Below are 15,716 nucleotides of genomic sequence, written 5' to 3'. Positions count from 1 at the left end.
CCCTGCGTTCATTCAGCGCTGTTGTCATGTGCCGGACACCACTTGACCAGGAGCAGGGTCCGGGCCTACGTCCGATCGGTACAACCCCGGACGCACTCCACCGGGTCCCCACCCGGGACACCTCAATGAAAGTAAGAGCGGATGCATCAAAAAACATGGAAGTTATCGCTGGGCACAGCGTTGTCCGCGGGGCTCATCGCCGCCCCGCTGGCAGCTGTCCCGGCGGCCGCGGAGGTCTCAGCCGCGGTAAGCACCTCCCCCGTTGTCATCAACGAGGCCTACCTCAGCGGCGGCAGCAGCGGCGCCGCCTACAAGAACAAATTCGTGGAGCTGTACAACACCTCGGACGCCCCGGTCTCCCTTGAGGGCTGGTCCGTGCAGTACCGCTCCGGAACCGGCACTGCGGCGCCAAGTGGGGTGGCTGCCCTGTCAGGGTCCATCCCGGCCAAGGGCTACTACCTGGTCCAGGGCGGAAGCAATGGCACCAACGGCGCAGACCTGCCCAAGCCTGACCTCGTGACCGGCGCCCTGAACTTCGCCGGGGCCTCGGGCACCATCGTGCTCGCCAAGCAGCCCACCGCCGTCGCGCTTCCCACCGGTTCCGTGGTGGAAACAGCCGGCGTGGCCGACCTCCTGGGCTACGGTGCCTCCAACACCTTCGAGACCCTGGCTGCTGCGGCACCTGCCGGCAACACCGATGTGAAGAGCCTCAACAGGGCCGCCGGGGCGGACACCAACAACAACGCCGCTGACTTCACGCTCCTTGGCGCCATCACACCAACACCTGCGGGCGGCACAGCTCCGGCTCCCGACCCCACCCCCTCGCCGGGTCCCGTTTCCAGAACCATCGCAGAAATCCAGGGCACAGGGACGGAAAGCCCGCTGGCCGGAGCCACCGTCACCACCAAGGGCAAAGTCACGGCAGCCTTTCCGACGGGCGGCCTCAACGGCTACTACCTCCAGACACCGGGCACGGGTGGTGACCTGACGGCCACCAACCACGCCGCATCCGACGGCATCTTCGTCTACTCCCCCGCCACCGTGGCTTCGGTGCAGGCCGGTGACTACGTTCAGGTGACGGGCACAGTGGCCGAGTACTACGGCATGACCCAGCTCAACGTCCCGGCGGCGGGCCTCACCAAGCTCACCGAGGCTGCTCCCGAGGTCAAGCCCACCATTTTCACCCTTCCCGCCGCGGAAACCTTCCGGGAATCGCTGGAAGGCATGCTGCTGGCACCCCAGGGGCCCATGACGGTGAGCGACAACTACAGCCTGAACCAGTACGGCGAGATTGGCCTCGCGGGCGGGACCACCCCCCTGGTCCAGCCCACAGCTGTGGCACCGTTCGGCTCCGCCGAGTACACGGCCGTGGTGGCTGACAACGCTGCCCGCGGCATCAAGCTCGACGACGGGTCCAGCACCAACTTCCTGAAGGACGCCGCCACCAAGGCCGAGGTCCTGCCGTACCTGACCACCACGGACCCCGTCCGCGTGGGTTCGCCGGTGGACTTCACCACCAACGTGGTGCTGGGTTACGCCAACAACTCCTGGAAGCTCCAGCCGCTGACCCACCTGACCGAGGCCAACATGGCAACGGTCCAGCCGGCCGGCTTCGGAGCCACCCGGACGGATGCCCCGGCCGCCGTTGGCGGCAACGTCAAGATCGCCTCGTTCAACGTCCTGAACTACTTCCCCACCACCGGTGACATGCTCTCCGGCTGCAAGTTCTACGAGGACCGCGCCGGGAATCCGATCACCGTCCGTGGCGGCTGTGACGCCCGCGGTGCAGCCAACGCGGAGAACTTCAAGCGCCAGCAGGACAAGATCGTCTCTGCCATCGCCAGGTCCGGCGCCGACGTGGTGACCCTGATGGAGGTTGAAAACTCCGCGCAGTTCGGCAAGGACCGCGATGATGCCCTGGCCAAACTCGTGGAGGCGCTCAACATCCCCACCCCGGGTATCTGGGACTACGTCCGCTCACCCGCTAACGCGCCCCCGCTGGCCGATGAGGACATGATCCGCATGGCGTTCATTTTCAAGAAGGCAGCCGCGGAACCGGTGGGCGAATCCATCATCCACAACGACACCGTTGCATTCGCCAGCGCCCGCAAGCCCCTGGCCCAGGTGTTCAAGCCCGTGGGCGGCGGCGCCGGCACGGAATTCATCGCCATCGCCAACCACTTCAAGTCCAAGGGCTCGGCAGCCACCCCGGACGACACCGACAAGGGCCAGGGCGATTCCAACCTCGCCCGCACGGCCCAGGCCAAGTCCCTGCTGGACTTCGCCAACTCGCTGCAGGCGTCCAAAGGCACCGACAAGGTGTTCCTGATCGGTGACTTCAACTCCTATGGCAAGGAAGACCCGATCAACGTCCTCACCGGCGCGGGATATGTCAACCAGGACGACAAGGCGCGCAACGCCGACGGCACCGCCAAGCACTCCTACCTTTTCGGCGGGCTGGTGGGCTCGCTTGACCACATCCTCGCTTCCCCGGCCGCCAACAGTGTGGTCACGGGCGCGGACATCTGGAACATCAACTCGGTGGAATCCGTGGCGCTGGAGTACAGCCGCTACAACAACAACGTCACCGACTACTACGCACCGGACCAGTTCCGCGCCAGCGACCACGATCCCGTGGTGGTGGGCCTGGACCTGGCTCCCACACCTGCCACTGTTGACCTGAACCTCCTGAACATCAACGATTTCCACGGCAGGATCGACGCCAATACGGTCCAGGTGGTCGGGACCATTGAAAAGCTCCGCGCCGCAGCCGCTCCGGGGGCCACGGCGTTCCTGTCCGCAGGTGACAACATCGGCGCCTCCCTGTTCGCCTCCGCGGTCGCCAAGGACCAGCGCACCATCGACGTCTTGAACGCCTTGGAGCTGAAGGCGTCGGCCGTGGGAAACCACGAGTTCGACGGCGGCTGGGCGGACCTGCGCGACCGCGTCATCGCCGGCGGCACCAATGCGAAGTTCCCCTACCTCGGCGCGAACGTCTACAAAAAGGGCACCACCGAGCCGGTCCTTCCGGAGTACACGGTGCTGGACCTGAACGGCATCAAGGTTGCCGTGATCGGCACCGTCACCCAGGAGGTCCCCTCCCTGGTCACTCCCGCCGGCATCGCGGACCTCGACTTCGGGGACCCGGTGGACGCCATCAACCGGGCGGCCGCGAAGATCACCGCGGACAAGATTGCCGACGTCATCATCGTGGAGGACCACGACGGCGACGGCTCGGGTGTGGTGGAAGGCGCCACGCTGGAACAGGAAGTGGCAGCCGGGGGCCCTTTCGCCAGGCTGGTCACGGAAACGTCCGCTGACGTTGATGCCATCTTCACCGGCCACACCCACAAGGAATACGCCTGGGACGCACCCGTTCCCGGCGTGGCGGGCAAGACCCGGCCCATCGTGCAGACCGGCAACTACGGCGAGAACGTGGGCCAGATCCAGCTGACGGTGGACACTGCCAGCAAGCAGGTGACCACCTACAAGGCCGGGAACGTCAAGCGCACCACCGACGCCGCCGCCGGCCTGGTGGCTGCGTACCCGCGCGTGGCCGCGGTCGACGCAATCGTCAAAAAGGCCCTGGCGGACGCCGCTGTGGTGGGCAACCAGCCCGTGGGTTCGGTCACCAAGGACATCACCACGGCTTTCACCACCGATGCCACCGGCACCGCCAAGCGCGATGACCGCAGCAGCGAATCCGCCCTCGGCAACCTGGTGGCCGACTCGCTGCTTTCCTCCCTGCAGCCGGCCGAGCTCGGCGGCGCGGAAATCGGCGTCGTCAATCCCGGCGGCCTGCGCAACGAGCTGTACTACGCGCCGGACGGCACCGTCACCTACGCCGAGGCCAACGCGGTCCTGCCGTTCGTGAACAACCTGTGGACCACGTCCCTGACCGGTGCGCAGTTCACGACCCTGCTGGAGCAGCAGTGGCAGACCAACCCGGACGGCACGGTCCCCAGCCGCGCCTACCTGCAGCTGGGCCTGTCCAAGAACGTGAACTACACCTACGACGCCGCCCGGGCCGCGGGTGACCGGATCACCGGGGTGCGGGTGAACGGTGAACTGCTGGACCCGGCCAGGTCCTACCGGGTGGGCACGTTCAGCTTCCTGGCCACGGGAGGCGACAACTTCCGGATCTTCACCGAAGGCACCAATACCCGGGATTCCGGGCTGGTGGACCGGGACGCCTGGATCGGGTACCTCCAGAAGAGCAGCCCGGTGGCTCCGGACTTTGCGCGGCGTTCGGTGGCGGTCACCAACACCACCGCCGACGGGCTCAAGCCCGGTGGGCCCGTCACCCTGGCGGTCTCGAAGCTTGACCTGACCTCCCTGGGCAGCCCGGTGAACACGGCCCTGGAAGCTTCGTTCACCGACGCTACGGGCACGGTCACCCCGCTGGGCACCGTACCGGTGGGCGCCGGCGCGGCCTCGGTGGACCTGGCCGTCCCGGCCGGGGCGGCGGAGGGCGCGGCAACCCTGGTGCTCACCGCCGTCGAGTCCGGGACCACGGTGAAGGTGGCCGTACTGGTGGGAGCCGATACGCCGGCGCAGCCGGTCTGCGTTCCGCCGGTCAAGCCCACCCGTCCCGCTGACGTCAGGGGGCAGGCGAACTACGGCCAGGCCATGGCCGCCTACCGCGCCTGCCTGCGGGGCTAAAACCCTGGATGCGCCATCACTTGTGGTCCCTATTCCGCCGGTTTAGCGACCATAAGTGATGGCGCATCGCCATTTAAGCCCTGTGAGTAAGCCCTGCGAAATTAAGTGCGGCGAATTAAGCCCGGCGAAGGATGGCGGCGGCGATCTCGTCCGCATCGCGGAGCGTGCGCTGGCCGCTGCGGTACGCGGGTCCGCCGGGCTGGACGGCCTCGGCGGCGATGGCGGTGCCCCACTGCGCTGACGACAACTGCAGCCCCAGCACGAACAGGCCCTCGGTCACTGACCCGTTGGCCGCAACCGGGCGGTACGGGTGGGCCTCCACGTCCAGGCCGGTGGACTCGATGGGGGCGCCTTCGGCGGTCATCATGAGCTTGGGCCGCACCAGCCCATCGGCCAGCAGCTGCTCCAATACCGGTGAATCGTTGGCCGAGACCCGGTTTCCGGGAGCCAGGGCCTCCACCATGGTCCGTGCCGTGGCGGGCGGCCCGGAAACCCACGGCGAAGCAGCGGTGAACATGGCCGCCTTCCGGTCCACCCGGAATTTCGGGTCCGGCCCAACAAAGCTGACCACCCCGGCCCTTGCCAGGGCCGCGAGCTGTTCGGAACGCAGCGCCGGCGGTCCGCTGGCCAGGCCCTCCACAAACGACTCAAACCAGCCGCGCAGGCCGGCGACCCATGACTCGTCGGTGATGCCGCCGTCGGCCACTGCCGACTTCAGGACGGCGCGGCCGTGGTGCAGCGCGGCGATGGCCATCTTGACCGGATCGTCCTCGCCCAGGGCAGACCGGCGCGCATCGTCAAGCAGGAACTCCACCACGGCGGCGTCGTGGCCCCTGCGGGAGTCGAACGAACGGCCCGCCAGAGGAGCTGCGAGCCCCGGCAGGTCCAGGCGGTGCCGGGGACCCACGTGGACGGCCAGGACGCTCTCAACGCTGTCCTCCCAGTTCGCGGCGCTGTGTGCGTGCGGCTGCAGGGCCTCCTCCAGCGCTGTGAGGAACGCGGGCGCGTCGGGCACCGCGCCGGGCTGCGAGCGCACCAGCGTTGAGTAGTAGGCCCACAGGGCGTCGCGGTGCAGCAGCGGCCACAGGTCGTGGTCGAACGAAGGGCGGATCCCGGCCTTCGCCAGCCGCTCGATGGCGGCCTCGGTGAGGTAGCGGAGCGTGATGGAGGAGGCGTAGTAGCCGTCCAGTGCCGCCTTGGCACGGTACGGGGTCCCACGCCGGGACGCTGCGATGATCAAGGGTTCCTGGCCGGACGGTTCGTACTCCAGGCCCGTGCCGTTGGACACGAACTTGCCGCCGCGGCCTTCGGTGAGCTGGCCCATGGTGTCGAAGAAGTTCAGGCCCATGCCGCGGACCAGGACCGGCTCGCCGGCGGGGATCCGGGACCAGTCCACGTCCGCCGGGACGGCGGGGGGAAAGTACTGCAGGCCCAGTTGCCCGGCGGCGGCCTGCAGCTCCCGCTGTTCAGGATTCAGCCGGGAGGGGATGTGCCCCAGTGCCAGCACCACGGAATGGGCGCGGATGCCCTCCCCGGTGGCCAGGCCGACGTCGAACATTCCGTCCCCCGCGGGACGCACCCACACAGCGGTCGTTTCGTGGAATGCGATCGTGACGCCGTCGGGAACCGTCCCCAGCAATTCCTCCACGGTGCAGCGCAGGTAGCGTCCGTAGAGGGCTCGGCTGGGAAAATCGTTCGATCCCAGTACCGCCAGCTCCGCCCGGTCCCCGGCGGTGAGGGCCGGGAGCGGGTCCCGCTGCTGCCTGGCCCGCCACTGGTCGAAGGTGCTGCCGGCAACAGGTGAGGGAAGGGCCGGATCCTCGGGAACCAGGGTGGGGTAGAAGGACTGGGTGTTCATGAGGAACAGCCGGGACTGGCCCGGTTGCCACACATGTCCGGAGCCTGCCGGATAGGGGTCCACGACGTCGATGTGCAGGTCCGTTTTCGGGTTGCCGGCGACGGCGGTGTGGGCGAGCAGCCGCTCCAGCACGCTGGTGCCGCGGGGACCGCCACCGATGATGACGGCCCGGTTGCTCTGCGATATTTCCACGCCATACAGCGTACGGGCTGGAAGCGGAGCGTGCGCCGGACGCTTGACTTGCCAGCCATGGGGGATGTTGTTTGGATGGGGCGCATGACCACCACAGCAGCTGATCAAGCGTCCGTACCCGGCCCCGGCCGGGACACTTCCGGCAGCAACTCCCGGGAAACCGCGCCGGAACCCGTCGACGAGAATGTGTGGCTGGAGGACATCTACGGCGAGGAACAGCTGGCCTGGGTCAAGGAGCAAAACTCCCGCACCGAGGACCTGCTGGAGGACGGCGGCTACGCGGAACTGGAAACCGGCATCCTGGAAGTGCTGGACTCCACGGACCGGATCGCCATGGTGGGCAAGCGCGGCGACTGGTACTACAACTTTTGGAAGGACGGGCAGAACCCCAAGGGCCTGTGGCGGCGGACCACCTGGGAAAGCTACTGCACCGATTCCCCGGAATGGGACGTCCTGCTCGATGTTGACGAGCTGTCCCGCGCCGAAGGCGAAGAGTGGGTGTTCCACGGCGCCACGTTCCTGCGCCCCGCAGCCGGGAAGCCCTACCGCCTGGCGCTGCTTGCCCTCTCCCCCGACGGCGGCGACGCCAACCGCTACCGCGAGTTCGACGTCGAGGCGCGCGGCTTCGTGGACCCCGCCCGCGGCGGGTTTGACCTCCCGACGGCGAAAGGCAACGTGTCCTGGCTGGATGCCGACACCCTGCTGGTTGCTTCCACCGCGGACGGGCTGCCCAAGACAGCGTCTTCCTACGCGCGGACTGCGGTGACGCTCAAGCGCGGAGAGTCCCTGGCAGCGGCTCCGCGCCTCTTTGAGGTGGCGGAAGACCACATGATGGCCGTGGCGGCCCATGACTCCACCCCCGGCTTTGAGCGGACTTTCGCCGTGGACTACATCGACTTCTTCAACCGCACCAACTTTGTGCTGCGGGACGGATCCTGGGAACAGATCGACGTTCCCACGGACGTCAACGTCAGCGCCCACCGGGAATGGCTGCTCTTCCGTCCGCAGCAGGACTGGCTCCTGGACGGCACCACGTATCCTTCCGGGGCCCTGCTTGCCGCCAACTTCGAGGACTACCTCGCCGGCAGCCGGGACCTCACGGTCCTGTTCACCCCCGACGCGCACACGTCCCTGCAGTCCTGGAGCTGGACCCGGAACTTCCTTTTGCTCAACCTGCTCAAGGACGTCTCCTCCGAGATCCGGGTCCTGGACCCGTCCCGGCCGTCCGACGGCGCGGACGGTGGCTGGGCGGCCACTCTCCTGGACGCCTGCCCGCCGCTGCACGATGTGAACGCCTACGCCGTGGATGACGAGGACGAGGGGCCGGCGGACGGCGGCGCGGGCGATGACTTCTGGCTCATCGCCACGGGATTCACCACCCCCACCACGCTGATGCGCGGCACCCTGGAACGCGGGAGCGCCGGGACGTCCGGCGTGGTGAGCCGCCATGCAGTGGTCAAGAGCTCGCCGTCGTTCTTTGCCGACGCTGACTATGAAGTGCAGCAGCACTTTGCCGTGTCCGACGACGGCACCCGGGTCCCGTATTTCCAGGTAGCTCCGCGGGACCTGGCTTTGGACGGGCAGAACCCCACCCAGCTGTCCGGCTACGGCGGATTCGAGGTTTCACGGACGCCCGCCTACAGCGGCACCGTGGGCCGGGCGTGGCTGGAGCGGCGGACCACGCTCTCGGACGGCAGCGACGGGAAGGCACCCCACTCGCGCGGCGGGGTGTACGTGGTGGCGAACATCCGCGGCGGCGGCGAATATGGGCCGGCCTGGCACCGTGCCGCGCTGAAGGAAAACCGGCACCGCGCCTACGAGGACTTCGCAGCCGTGGCGCGGGACCTCATCTCCCGCGGGGTCACCTCGCCGCGGCGGCTGGGCTGCGTGGGCGGTTCCAATGGCGGACTCCTGGTGGGGAACATGCTCACCCGGTATCCGGAACTGTTCCGGGCCGTCTCCTGCGGCGTGCCCCTGCTGGACATGCGCCGCTACACCAAGCTCTCCGCGGGGCACTCGTGGATTGCCGAGTACGGGGACCCGGATGTTCCCGAGCAGTGGGAGTACATCAGGACCTTCTCGCCCTACCACCTGCTCAAGGACGCGGTGGAGTACCCGGAGACGTTCATCTGGACTGCGACCTCGGACGACCGGGTGGGTCCCGTGCAGGCACGGAAGATGGCCGCCCGGATGCTGGCCATGGGCATCCCGAACGTGTGGTTCCACGAGGCCCTGGAGGGTGGCCACGCCGGCGCCTCCGACAACCGGCAGGCCGCTGCCCTGCAGGCGCGCAGCCAGCACTTCCTGTGGAAAGCGCTGGCAGGCTGACCGCCATGGCACCCGGTCTGGCGGTACGGCGGGCCGTTGCCGCGGATGTGGAGCGGCTGGCCCAGGTACACGTGCGCTGCTGGCAGGAGACCTACCGGGGCATGCTGTCCGATGCCTTCCTCGCCGCCGTGGACCCCGCGGGCCGGCTGCGGCTCTGGCAGCACCTTCTGGACCGGGCCGAACCTGCCGAGGCGTGGGTGGCGTGCGACGGCGGGACGGTGGTGGGGTTTGCCGGTTCACGCCGCCTGCCTGCCCCCGGTTCCCCGGAAGGGCATCCGCAGCCTGCCTCCGGAGACCTGGAGCTGTGGGGGCTGTACCTGCTGGCCTCGCACCAGGGTCTTGGCTTGGGCGCCCTTTTGCTGGACGCGGCCATCGGCTCCAGGGCGGCGAGCCTCTGGGTGGCAGCCGCCAACAGCCAGGCCATCGGTTTCTACCGCCGATTCGGCTTTGCACCGGACGGCGCAGAGGACGTCCTGCCTGAGTGGGAGGACCTGCCGGAGATCCGGATGGTCCGCTCGGCGCAGGGCTGACCGCGGAGCACCTGAACCCCGTTTACCGGGGGCGGCGCCTGTGGCGGGCACCGTTTTGCACTGCATGGCCGGATCTGCGTATCCTTGGTGGGCTAGTAATAGCAACTGGAGACGTGCCAGAGCGGCCGAATGGACTTCACTGCTAATGAAGGGTCGGGGTTAAACTCGACCGGGGGTTCAAATCCCCCCGTCTCCGCGTTTGGCCCCGGTCCCTTGGACCGGGGCCTTTTGCGTTTCCGGGGCCTTTTGTGTTTCCAGAGAGTACCTGCACTATGGCCCCTGCAGCCTGGGCTCCCGCCAGTCCTGGGCTGCTTCGCAGATCCGGGCGTTCAAGCTTCGGAAACGCGAACAACCTTATGACTCTCCGGGGCGTGGCTGGGTAACCACCATCGGAAAACGCTGTCCGATAATCGGACGCGGCGGGCGCCGCCGATGCCGCGGTGGCAGGATTGGCGCATGGCGGCACCCAGCAACCCACACCACCCGGACGGCGCCCAGACGGCATGGAATCCGCGCCTGGCACTCCTGGTGGCGGCAGCGTTCTTCATGGAATTCCTGGACGGCACGGTCCTCACCACCGCCATTCCCAGCATTTCGGCGGACTTTGCCATCCCCGCCGCCGACGTCAACATCACCATGACCGCCTACCTGCTGACGGTTGCCATCGGCATTCCCCTCAGCGGCTGGCTGGCGGAACGGTTTGGCGCCAGGCGGATCTTCTGCACTGCCATCGCGGTGTTCACCCTGTCATCCCTGGCGTGTGCGCTCAGCCAGGACCTGGCCACCCTGACCCTGAGCCGCATCGCCCAGGGTGCCGGTGGCGCCATGATGGTGCCGGTGGGAACCCTGGTGGTGCTGCGCGGCACCCCGAAGTCCGAGCTGCTGCGCGCCACCGCGTTTCTGGTGTGGCCCGGGCTCCTGGCACCCGTACTCGCGCCACTGGTGGGCGGGGCGCTCACCACGTACCTGTCGTGGCATTGGATCTTCCTGGTCAACCTTCCGCTTGGGGTAGCCGCCTTCGTGGCGTCCCTGCGGCTGGTTCCGGCGGTGGCCGGAGATCCCGGCCGGCGGCTGGACTGGCCCGGCATGCTCCTGACGACGGTTGGCGTCGGTGCCCTGGTGACTGGTCTGGAGCTCGCCAGCAGCCACCCAGGACTGCCATGGGCGGGAGTCAGCGCTGCAGCCGGGATCGCGGCACTGGCCGGGGCGGTCCTGTGGATGCGCCGGGCTCCGCATCCGCTCTTCAACCTGCACGTCTTCCGCACCAGGACGTTCCGGGCCATGGCCACGGGCGGGTTCGTGTACCGGGTCACCATCAGCTCCGTCCCCTTCCTGCTGCCGCTGATGTTCCAGGCGGGGTTCGGCTGGTCACCGCTGCACGCCGGCGCCTTGGTGGCAGCAGTGTTCGTTGGAAACATCGGGATCAAGCCGGCCACCACACCGTTGATCCGGAAGTTCGGTTTCAGGGCGATGCTGGTGTTCGCCTCGCTGGCATCAGCCGTGACGTTCGCCCTCTGTGCCTTCCTGACACCGGAAACCCCGGTGGCTTTGATGGCCGCACTGCTGGTGTGCAGCGGCGCCTTCCGCTCCATCGGTTTTTCGGCCTACGCCTCGGTCCAGTACGCGGACATTCCCCCGGAGCAGCTGACCTCCGCCAACACCGTGTCCGCCACGCTGGTGCAGCTCGGCACAGGCTCCGGCATCGCCATCGCTGCCCTGCTGATCCGGACCTTCGAGGGCCTGTCCACCGCGGTTCAGGATCCGGCCGGCCCTTTCCGCGGCGCTTTCCTGGCGATGGCCGTCCTGATGCTGGCAAGCACCGTGGACAGCATCCTGCTCCCCCGGCACGCGGGGGCAGCAGTCAGCCGGCCTGGGCCAGCACCAGGGGCAGAACCGCTCCCGCCCCGGCCTGCCGAAGGGCGCGCCCCGCGACGGTGAGGGTCCACCGGCTGTCGGTGAGGTCGTCGATGAGCATCACCGGCTGGCCCTGGATTGACTGCAGGGCCGCTTCGAGCTCCGGGCCCACCACCAGCCGGTCCCATACCCCTGCCAGCCGGTATGCGCTGTTGCCGCCGCGGCCCCCGGTGGGCCCGCTGTGGGCCAGCTGCAGGTCACCAAGGTAGGGGATGCGCCCGATTTCCGAGATTCCCCGGGCCAGCGAGCCCACGAGCTGGGGCTTGCCCCGCGACGGCACACCCACGATGGCGGTAAGCCTGCCCACTCCGCTCCATCCCGGGTTCCGGCCATCGCCGGTCCCCCACTCGCGCAGTACCTGGACGCAGGCCTGGAGCATGCCCTGGTCCACGGGCCGGTCCTCCGCGCCCGCGGCAAACAGTTCCCGCAGGGCGCCGCCCCAGCCGAGGTCCGTCAGGCGGGCCAGGACGCGCCCCTCCGAGAGGCCCTCAGCCGGTTTGAGTTTCCCCTTCACCGGCACCCCAAGACGGTCCATGCCACTGGGCCACTGAAGACGCGGCTCCAGGACACCGCCCGCCCGGCTCAGGGTCTGGTTGGCCGCCGCCGTGGCATCGGCGGCCACATCCGCAGGGAACCACTGACCGGCGCAGTTGTCGCACCGGCCGCAGGGGCGGGCTGTCTCGTCGTCCAGGACCGACGTGATGTACTCCATCCGGCAACCGGCCGTGTCCTGGTAGATGACCATGGAGTCCTGCTCGTCCACCCGCGCCTCCGCAATGCGGCTGTAGCGCTCGGCGTCGTAGACCCAAGGCTGGCCCGTGGAGCGCCAGCCGCCGCCGACCCGCTCCACCGCTCCGTCCACGGACAGGACCTTCAACAGCAGCTCAAGCGGAGTGCGGCGAAGGTCCACCCGGGCTTCAAGCGCCACCGTTGACAGCGCGGTGCCCGCCTCGGCCAGAGCAGTCAGCACGGCCGCTGCCTTCTCCTCGGACGGCATGGACGCGGTGGCGAAGTATTGCCAGATCTCCCGGTCCTCGGAGCCGGGCAGCAGCAGGACGTCGGCGTTCGCGGCCCCACGGCCGGCGCGGCCCACCTGCTGGTAATAGGCCACCGGTGAGGACGGTGCGCCCAGGTGGACGACGAAACCAAGATCGGGCTTGTCAAAGCCCATGCCGAGTGCGGAGGTGGCCACCAGCGCCTTGACCTGGTTGTCCTTCAGGAGCTGCTCTGCCCGTTCCCGGTCCGCCGGGTCGGTCCGCCCGGTGTAGGCGAGCACATTGTGCCCCGCTTCGGAAAGCAGCCGGGCGGTGTCCTCCGCGGCGGAGACGGTCAGGGTGTAGATGATGCCGCTGCCGGGGAGGTCTGCCAGGTGGGTCAGCAGCCACCCCAGCCGCTCTTTGGAATTGGGCAGCGACAGGACTCCCAGCCGCAGTGAGTCGCGGCCCAGGGAGCCCCGGATGGTCAGGACCCCGGCGCCGAGCTGCTCTTCGATATCGTGCACCACCCGTGAGTTGGCCGTGGCGGTGGTGGCCAGGACCGGCACCGTGTCCGGCAGCCGGGTGATGAGGTCAGCGATCCGGCGGTAATCGGGGCGGAAGTCGTGGCCCCAGTCCGAAATACAGTGCGCCTCGTCGATGACCAGCAGGCCGGTACGGCGGAGCAGCTCGGGCAGCTGGGTTTCCCGGAACGCCGGATTTGTGAGCCGTTCCGGGGACACCAGCAGGACGTCCACCTGGTCCGCGGCCAGCTGCTCACGGACAGCGTCCCACTCCAGCTGGTTGGCTGAGTTGATGGCCACCGCACGGACCCCTGCCCGGGCGGCGGCAGCCACCTGGTCACGCATCAGGGCCAGCAGGGGCGAGACGATCAGTGTGGGCCCGGCCCCCCGGCGGCGCAGCAGCAGGGATGCCACGAAGTACACGGCCGACTTGCCCCAGCCGGTGCGCTGGACCACCAGGGCCCGCCGCCCGCCGTCGACCAATGCTTCGATTGCTTCAAACTGGCCGTCGTGGAAGACGGCGCCCGGGTTCCCCACCAGGCCGCGCAGGACCTCCAGCGCTTCGGCATGCGTGGCGGTCCCCGGACCGTCCGGGCCTGCCGTATCTGCAACGGCGGTGGCGGAAACTGTGGAAGCGTACTGGTTATTGGCCATTGATTCAGTATCCCAGCACCCTCCGACACCCCGCACCGCGATGGCGGCGCTATGTGGAAACCGGCCAGGCACGCGCTGCAAAGCCCCAGCTGTGACGCAAGTTCTCCACAAACCCGTTGGCCACATGCGCCGCACACGTAAGATAAAGCCCGTGACTAGCGAACAGACAACGACATTTGATCTCTCGGCATCCTTCAAGGCCTACGACGTCCGTGGGATTGTGGGCGAGTCGATCACCGCCGAAATCGTCGAAGCCGTGGGGGCCGCGTTCGTGGATGTCCTGCAGCTCGAAGGCCAGACCATCGTGGTGGGCGGCGACATGCGCCCCTCCTCCCCCGAGTTCTCCAAGGCCTTCGCCAACGGAGCGGCAACCCGGGGTGCCAACGTGGAGCTCCTGGACCTGATCTCCACCGACGAGCTGTACTTCGCCTGCGGCTTCCTTAACCGCGCCGGAGCCACCTTCACCGCCAGCCACAACCCTGCCGAATACAACGGCATCAAGATGGCCAAGGCAGGCGCCGTTCCCATCTCCTCCGAAACCGGCCTCAAGGAGATCCAGGCCCTCGCGGAGCAGTACCTCAACTCCGGTTCCATCCCCGCGACCGGCGCCCGCGGCCTGATCAGCGTCCGCGACGTGCTCAAGGACTACTCCGAGTACCTCCGCAAGCTCGTCGACCTCTCCGCCTCCCGCCCCCTGAAAGTCGTGGTGGACGCAGGCAACGGCATGGCCGGCCTGACTACCCCGGCGGTCCTGGGTGACGCGCTGCTGCCCAAGCTGCCCTTCGACATCGTTCCGCTGTACTTCGAACTGGACGGCTCCTTCCCCAACCACCCGGCCAACCCGCTGGAGCCGGAAAACCTCCGCGACCTGCAGGCCGCTGTGATCGAGCACGGGGCGGACATCGGCCTTGCCTTCGACGGCGACGCCGACCGCTGCTTCGTCATTGACGAGAAGGGCGAGCCCGTCTCACCGTCGGCCATTACCGGCATGGTGGCCCGCCGCGAAATCGCCCGCGCCAAGGCCCAGGGCGAGGAAACGCCCAGCATCATCCACAACCTGCTCACCTCCCGCGCCGTCGCGGAACTGGTGGAGCACGACGGCGGACGCGCGGTCCGCACGCGGGTGGGCCACTCCTTCATCAAGGCAGTCATGGCCAAGGAAGGCGCCGTGTTCGGCGGCGAGCACTCCGCGCACTTCTACTTCCGCGACTTCTGGAACGCTGACACCGGCATGCTGGCCGCCATGCACGTCCTGGCGGCGCTGGGCGAGCAGGACGGCCCGCTTTCCGACCTGGCCCGAGAATACGAGCCCTACGTCAGCTCCGGCGAGATCAACTCCGAGGTGGAGGACAAGCCGGCAGCGGTGGAGCGCGTGCGCCAGGCGTTCGCGGACGAGGACCTCACCATCGACAACCTGGACGGCAGCACGTTCACGGCGAACGACGGCAGCTACTGGTTCAACCTGCGCCCGTCCAACACCGAACCGTTCCTGCGGCTCAACGCCGAGGCCACGGACCGGGCCACCATGGAACGCGTCCGCGACCGCGTCCTTTCGCTGGTGCGGGCCTAGCACCGAATGGCTGACCATACCGGGCAGGCAGCGGACGGAAACAGCGGGCAGGACAGCTGGCGCGATTCCGTCTCCGAAGCCACGGCAACGGACCTGGAGAACCTCCTGGGCACGGGCGTCAGCGCGGCCCAGGAGCAGCTCCAGCGCAACGGCGGCTTCCTGCCCTTTGCGTTGACCGTCCAGAACGACGGCGAGGTGCGGCTGGTTGCCGTCTCTCCCGCAGATGCCGGAGAGGGCAGCGGCGCGGACTTCGACGCCGACGCCATGATCAGCGACCTGCAGGCCCTCCTCCGCCAGAACCGGGACGACTTCCGCGCCGCCGCCGTGGTGTGCGACATCCTGCTGGTGGAGGAGGATTCGGACGCCATCCACGTGGCTGCTGAACACCGGGATGGTTCCCTCTTCGCCGCGGTGCTCCCCTACTCGGCCAACGCAACCACCCAGTCCTGGGAATTCGGCGACCTCGGTGCAGACGCCAGCGAGCCCGTCATCTGGGTGGACTAGACCGGA

General features: G+C 68.3%; 8 protein-coding genes and 1 tRNA gene. 7 read left to right on the top strand and 2 right to left on the bottom strand.

The window, feature by feature from the left end; genetic code table 11:
* Window positions 1-141 precede the first annotated feature (141 nt).
* Complete coding sequence (locus tag NMQ03_RS03705; protein ID WP_255174436.1) at window positions 142-4,662, top strand: ExeM/NucH family extracellular endonuclease; 4,521 nt, start codon at window positions 142-144, stop codon at window positions 4,660-4,662.
* 115 nt (window positions 4,663-4,777) lie between these two features.
* Here NMQ03_RS03705 and NMQ03_RS03700 read toward each other — a convergent pair whose 3' ends face one another.
* Entirely contained in the window at window positions 4,778-6,712 is a 1,935-nt protein-coding gene (locus tag NMQ03_RS03700; RefSeq protein WP_255174435.1) for an FAD/NAD(P)-binding domain-containing protein, read from the bottom strand.
* Between the two features lie 84 nt (window positions 6,713-6,796).
* Between NMQ03_RS03700 and NMQ03_RS03695 the strand changes: the two genes are divergently transcribed.
* The 4 genes from NMQ03_RS03695 to NMQ03_RS03680 all read left to right on the top strand — a co-directional run bounded on the left by NMQ03_RS03695 (window position 6,797) and on the right by NMQ03_RS03680 (window position 11,508).
* Window positions 6,797-9,040 (top strand): prolyl oligopeptidase family protein, encoded by a 2,244-nt coding sequence (locus NMQ03_RS03695; RefSeq protein WP_255174434.1) that lies wholly within the window; start codon window positions 6,797-6,799, stop codon window positions 9,038-9,040.
* A 5-nt stretch (window positions 9,041-9,045) separates the two neighbouring features.
* Window positions 9,046-9,570 (top strand): GNAT family N-acetyltransferase, encoded by a 525-nt coding sequence (locus NMQ03_RS03690; protein ID WP_255174433.1) that lies wholly within the window; start codon window positions 9,046-9,048, stop codon window positions 9,568-9,570.
* Between the two features lie 107 nt (window positions 9,571-9,677).
* Window positions 9,678-9,766: transfer RNA gene (locus tag NMQ03_RS03685), tRNA-Ser, on the top strand.
* Between the two features lie 260 nt (window positions 9,767-10,026).
* A complete protein-coding gene (locus NMQ03_RS03680; RefSeq protein ID WP_255174432.1) occupies window positions 10,027-11,508 on the top strand; it encodes an MFS transporter in 1,482 nt (493 codons plus the stop codon).
* Here the strand turns inward: NMQ03_RS03680 and NMQ03_RS03675 are convergent.
* Complete coding sequence (locus NMQ03_RS03675; RefSeq protein WP_255174431.1) at window positions 11,432-13,636, bottom strand: RecQ family ATP-dependent DNA helicase; 2,205 nt, start codon at window positions 13,634-13,636, stop codon at window positions 11,432-11,434. The two genes, NMQ03_RS03680 and NMQ03_RS03675, sit on opposite strands and share 77 nt — an antisense overlap.
* A 151-nt stretch (window positions 13,637-13,787) precedes the next feature.
* Between NMQ03_RS03675 and NMQ03_RS03670 the strand changes: the two genes are divergently transcribed.
* Together NMQ03_RS03670 and NMQ03_RS03665 are read left to right on the top strand one after the other, a co-directional pair.
* On the top strand, window positions 13,788-15,206 hold the full coding sequence (locus tag NMQ03_RS03670; protein WP_255174430.1) for a phosphomannomutase/phosphoglucomutase: 1,419 nt from the start codon (window positions 13,788-13,790) through the stop codon (window positions 15,204-15,206).
* Window positions 15,207-15,212: 6 nt separating this feature from the next.
* A complete protein-coding gene (locus NMQ03_RS03665; protein ID WP_255174429.1) occupies window positions 15,213-15,710 on the top strand; it encodes a hypothetical protein in 498 nt (165 codons plus the stop codon).
* The last annotated feature ends 6 nt before the right edge of the window (window positions 15,711-15,716 follow it).

The organism is Arthrobacter sp. DNA4 (genome assembly GCF_024362385.1).
Taxonomy (GTDB): Bacteria; Actinomycetota; Actinomycetes; order Actinomycetales; family Micrococcaceae; genus Arthrobacter.
Note: the sequence above shows the minus strand (reverse complement) of the source record. Positions and strands in the feature narration are given on the sequence as shown.

What these genes read in the sequence shown, in the direction of transcription:
- NMQ03_RS03675 (WP_255174431.1), bottom strand. Translation starts at nt 13,636, where the DNA reads ATGGCCAATAACCAGTACGCTTCCACAGTTTCCGCCACCGCCGTTGCA.
- NMQ03_RS03680 (WP_255174432.1), top strand. Translation starts at nt 10,027, where the DNA reads ATGGCGGCACCCAGCAACCCACACCACCCGGACGGCGCCCAGACGGCA.
- NMQ03_RS03690 (WP_255174433.1), top strand. Translation starts at nt 9,046, where the DNA reads ATGGCACCCGGTCTGGCGGTACGGCGGGCCGTTGCCGCGGATGTGGAG.
- NMQ03_RS03665 (WP_255174429.1), top strand. Translation starts at nt 15,213, where the DNA reads ATGGCTGACCATACCGGGCAGGCAGCGGACGGAAACAGCGGGCAGGAC.
- NMQ03_RS03705 (WP_255174436.1), top strand. Translation starts at nt 142, where the DNA reads ATGCATCAAAAAACATGGAAGTTATCGCTGGGCACAGCGTTGTCCGCG.
- NMQ03_RS03695 (WP_255174434.1), top strand. Translation starts at nt 6,797, where the DNA reads ATGACCACCACAGCAGCTGATCAAGCGTCCGTACCCGGCCCCGGCCGG.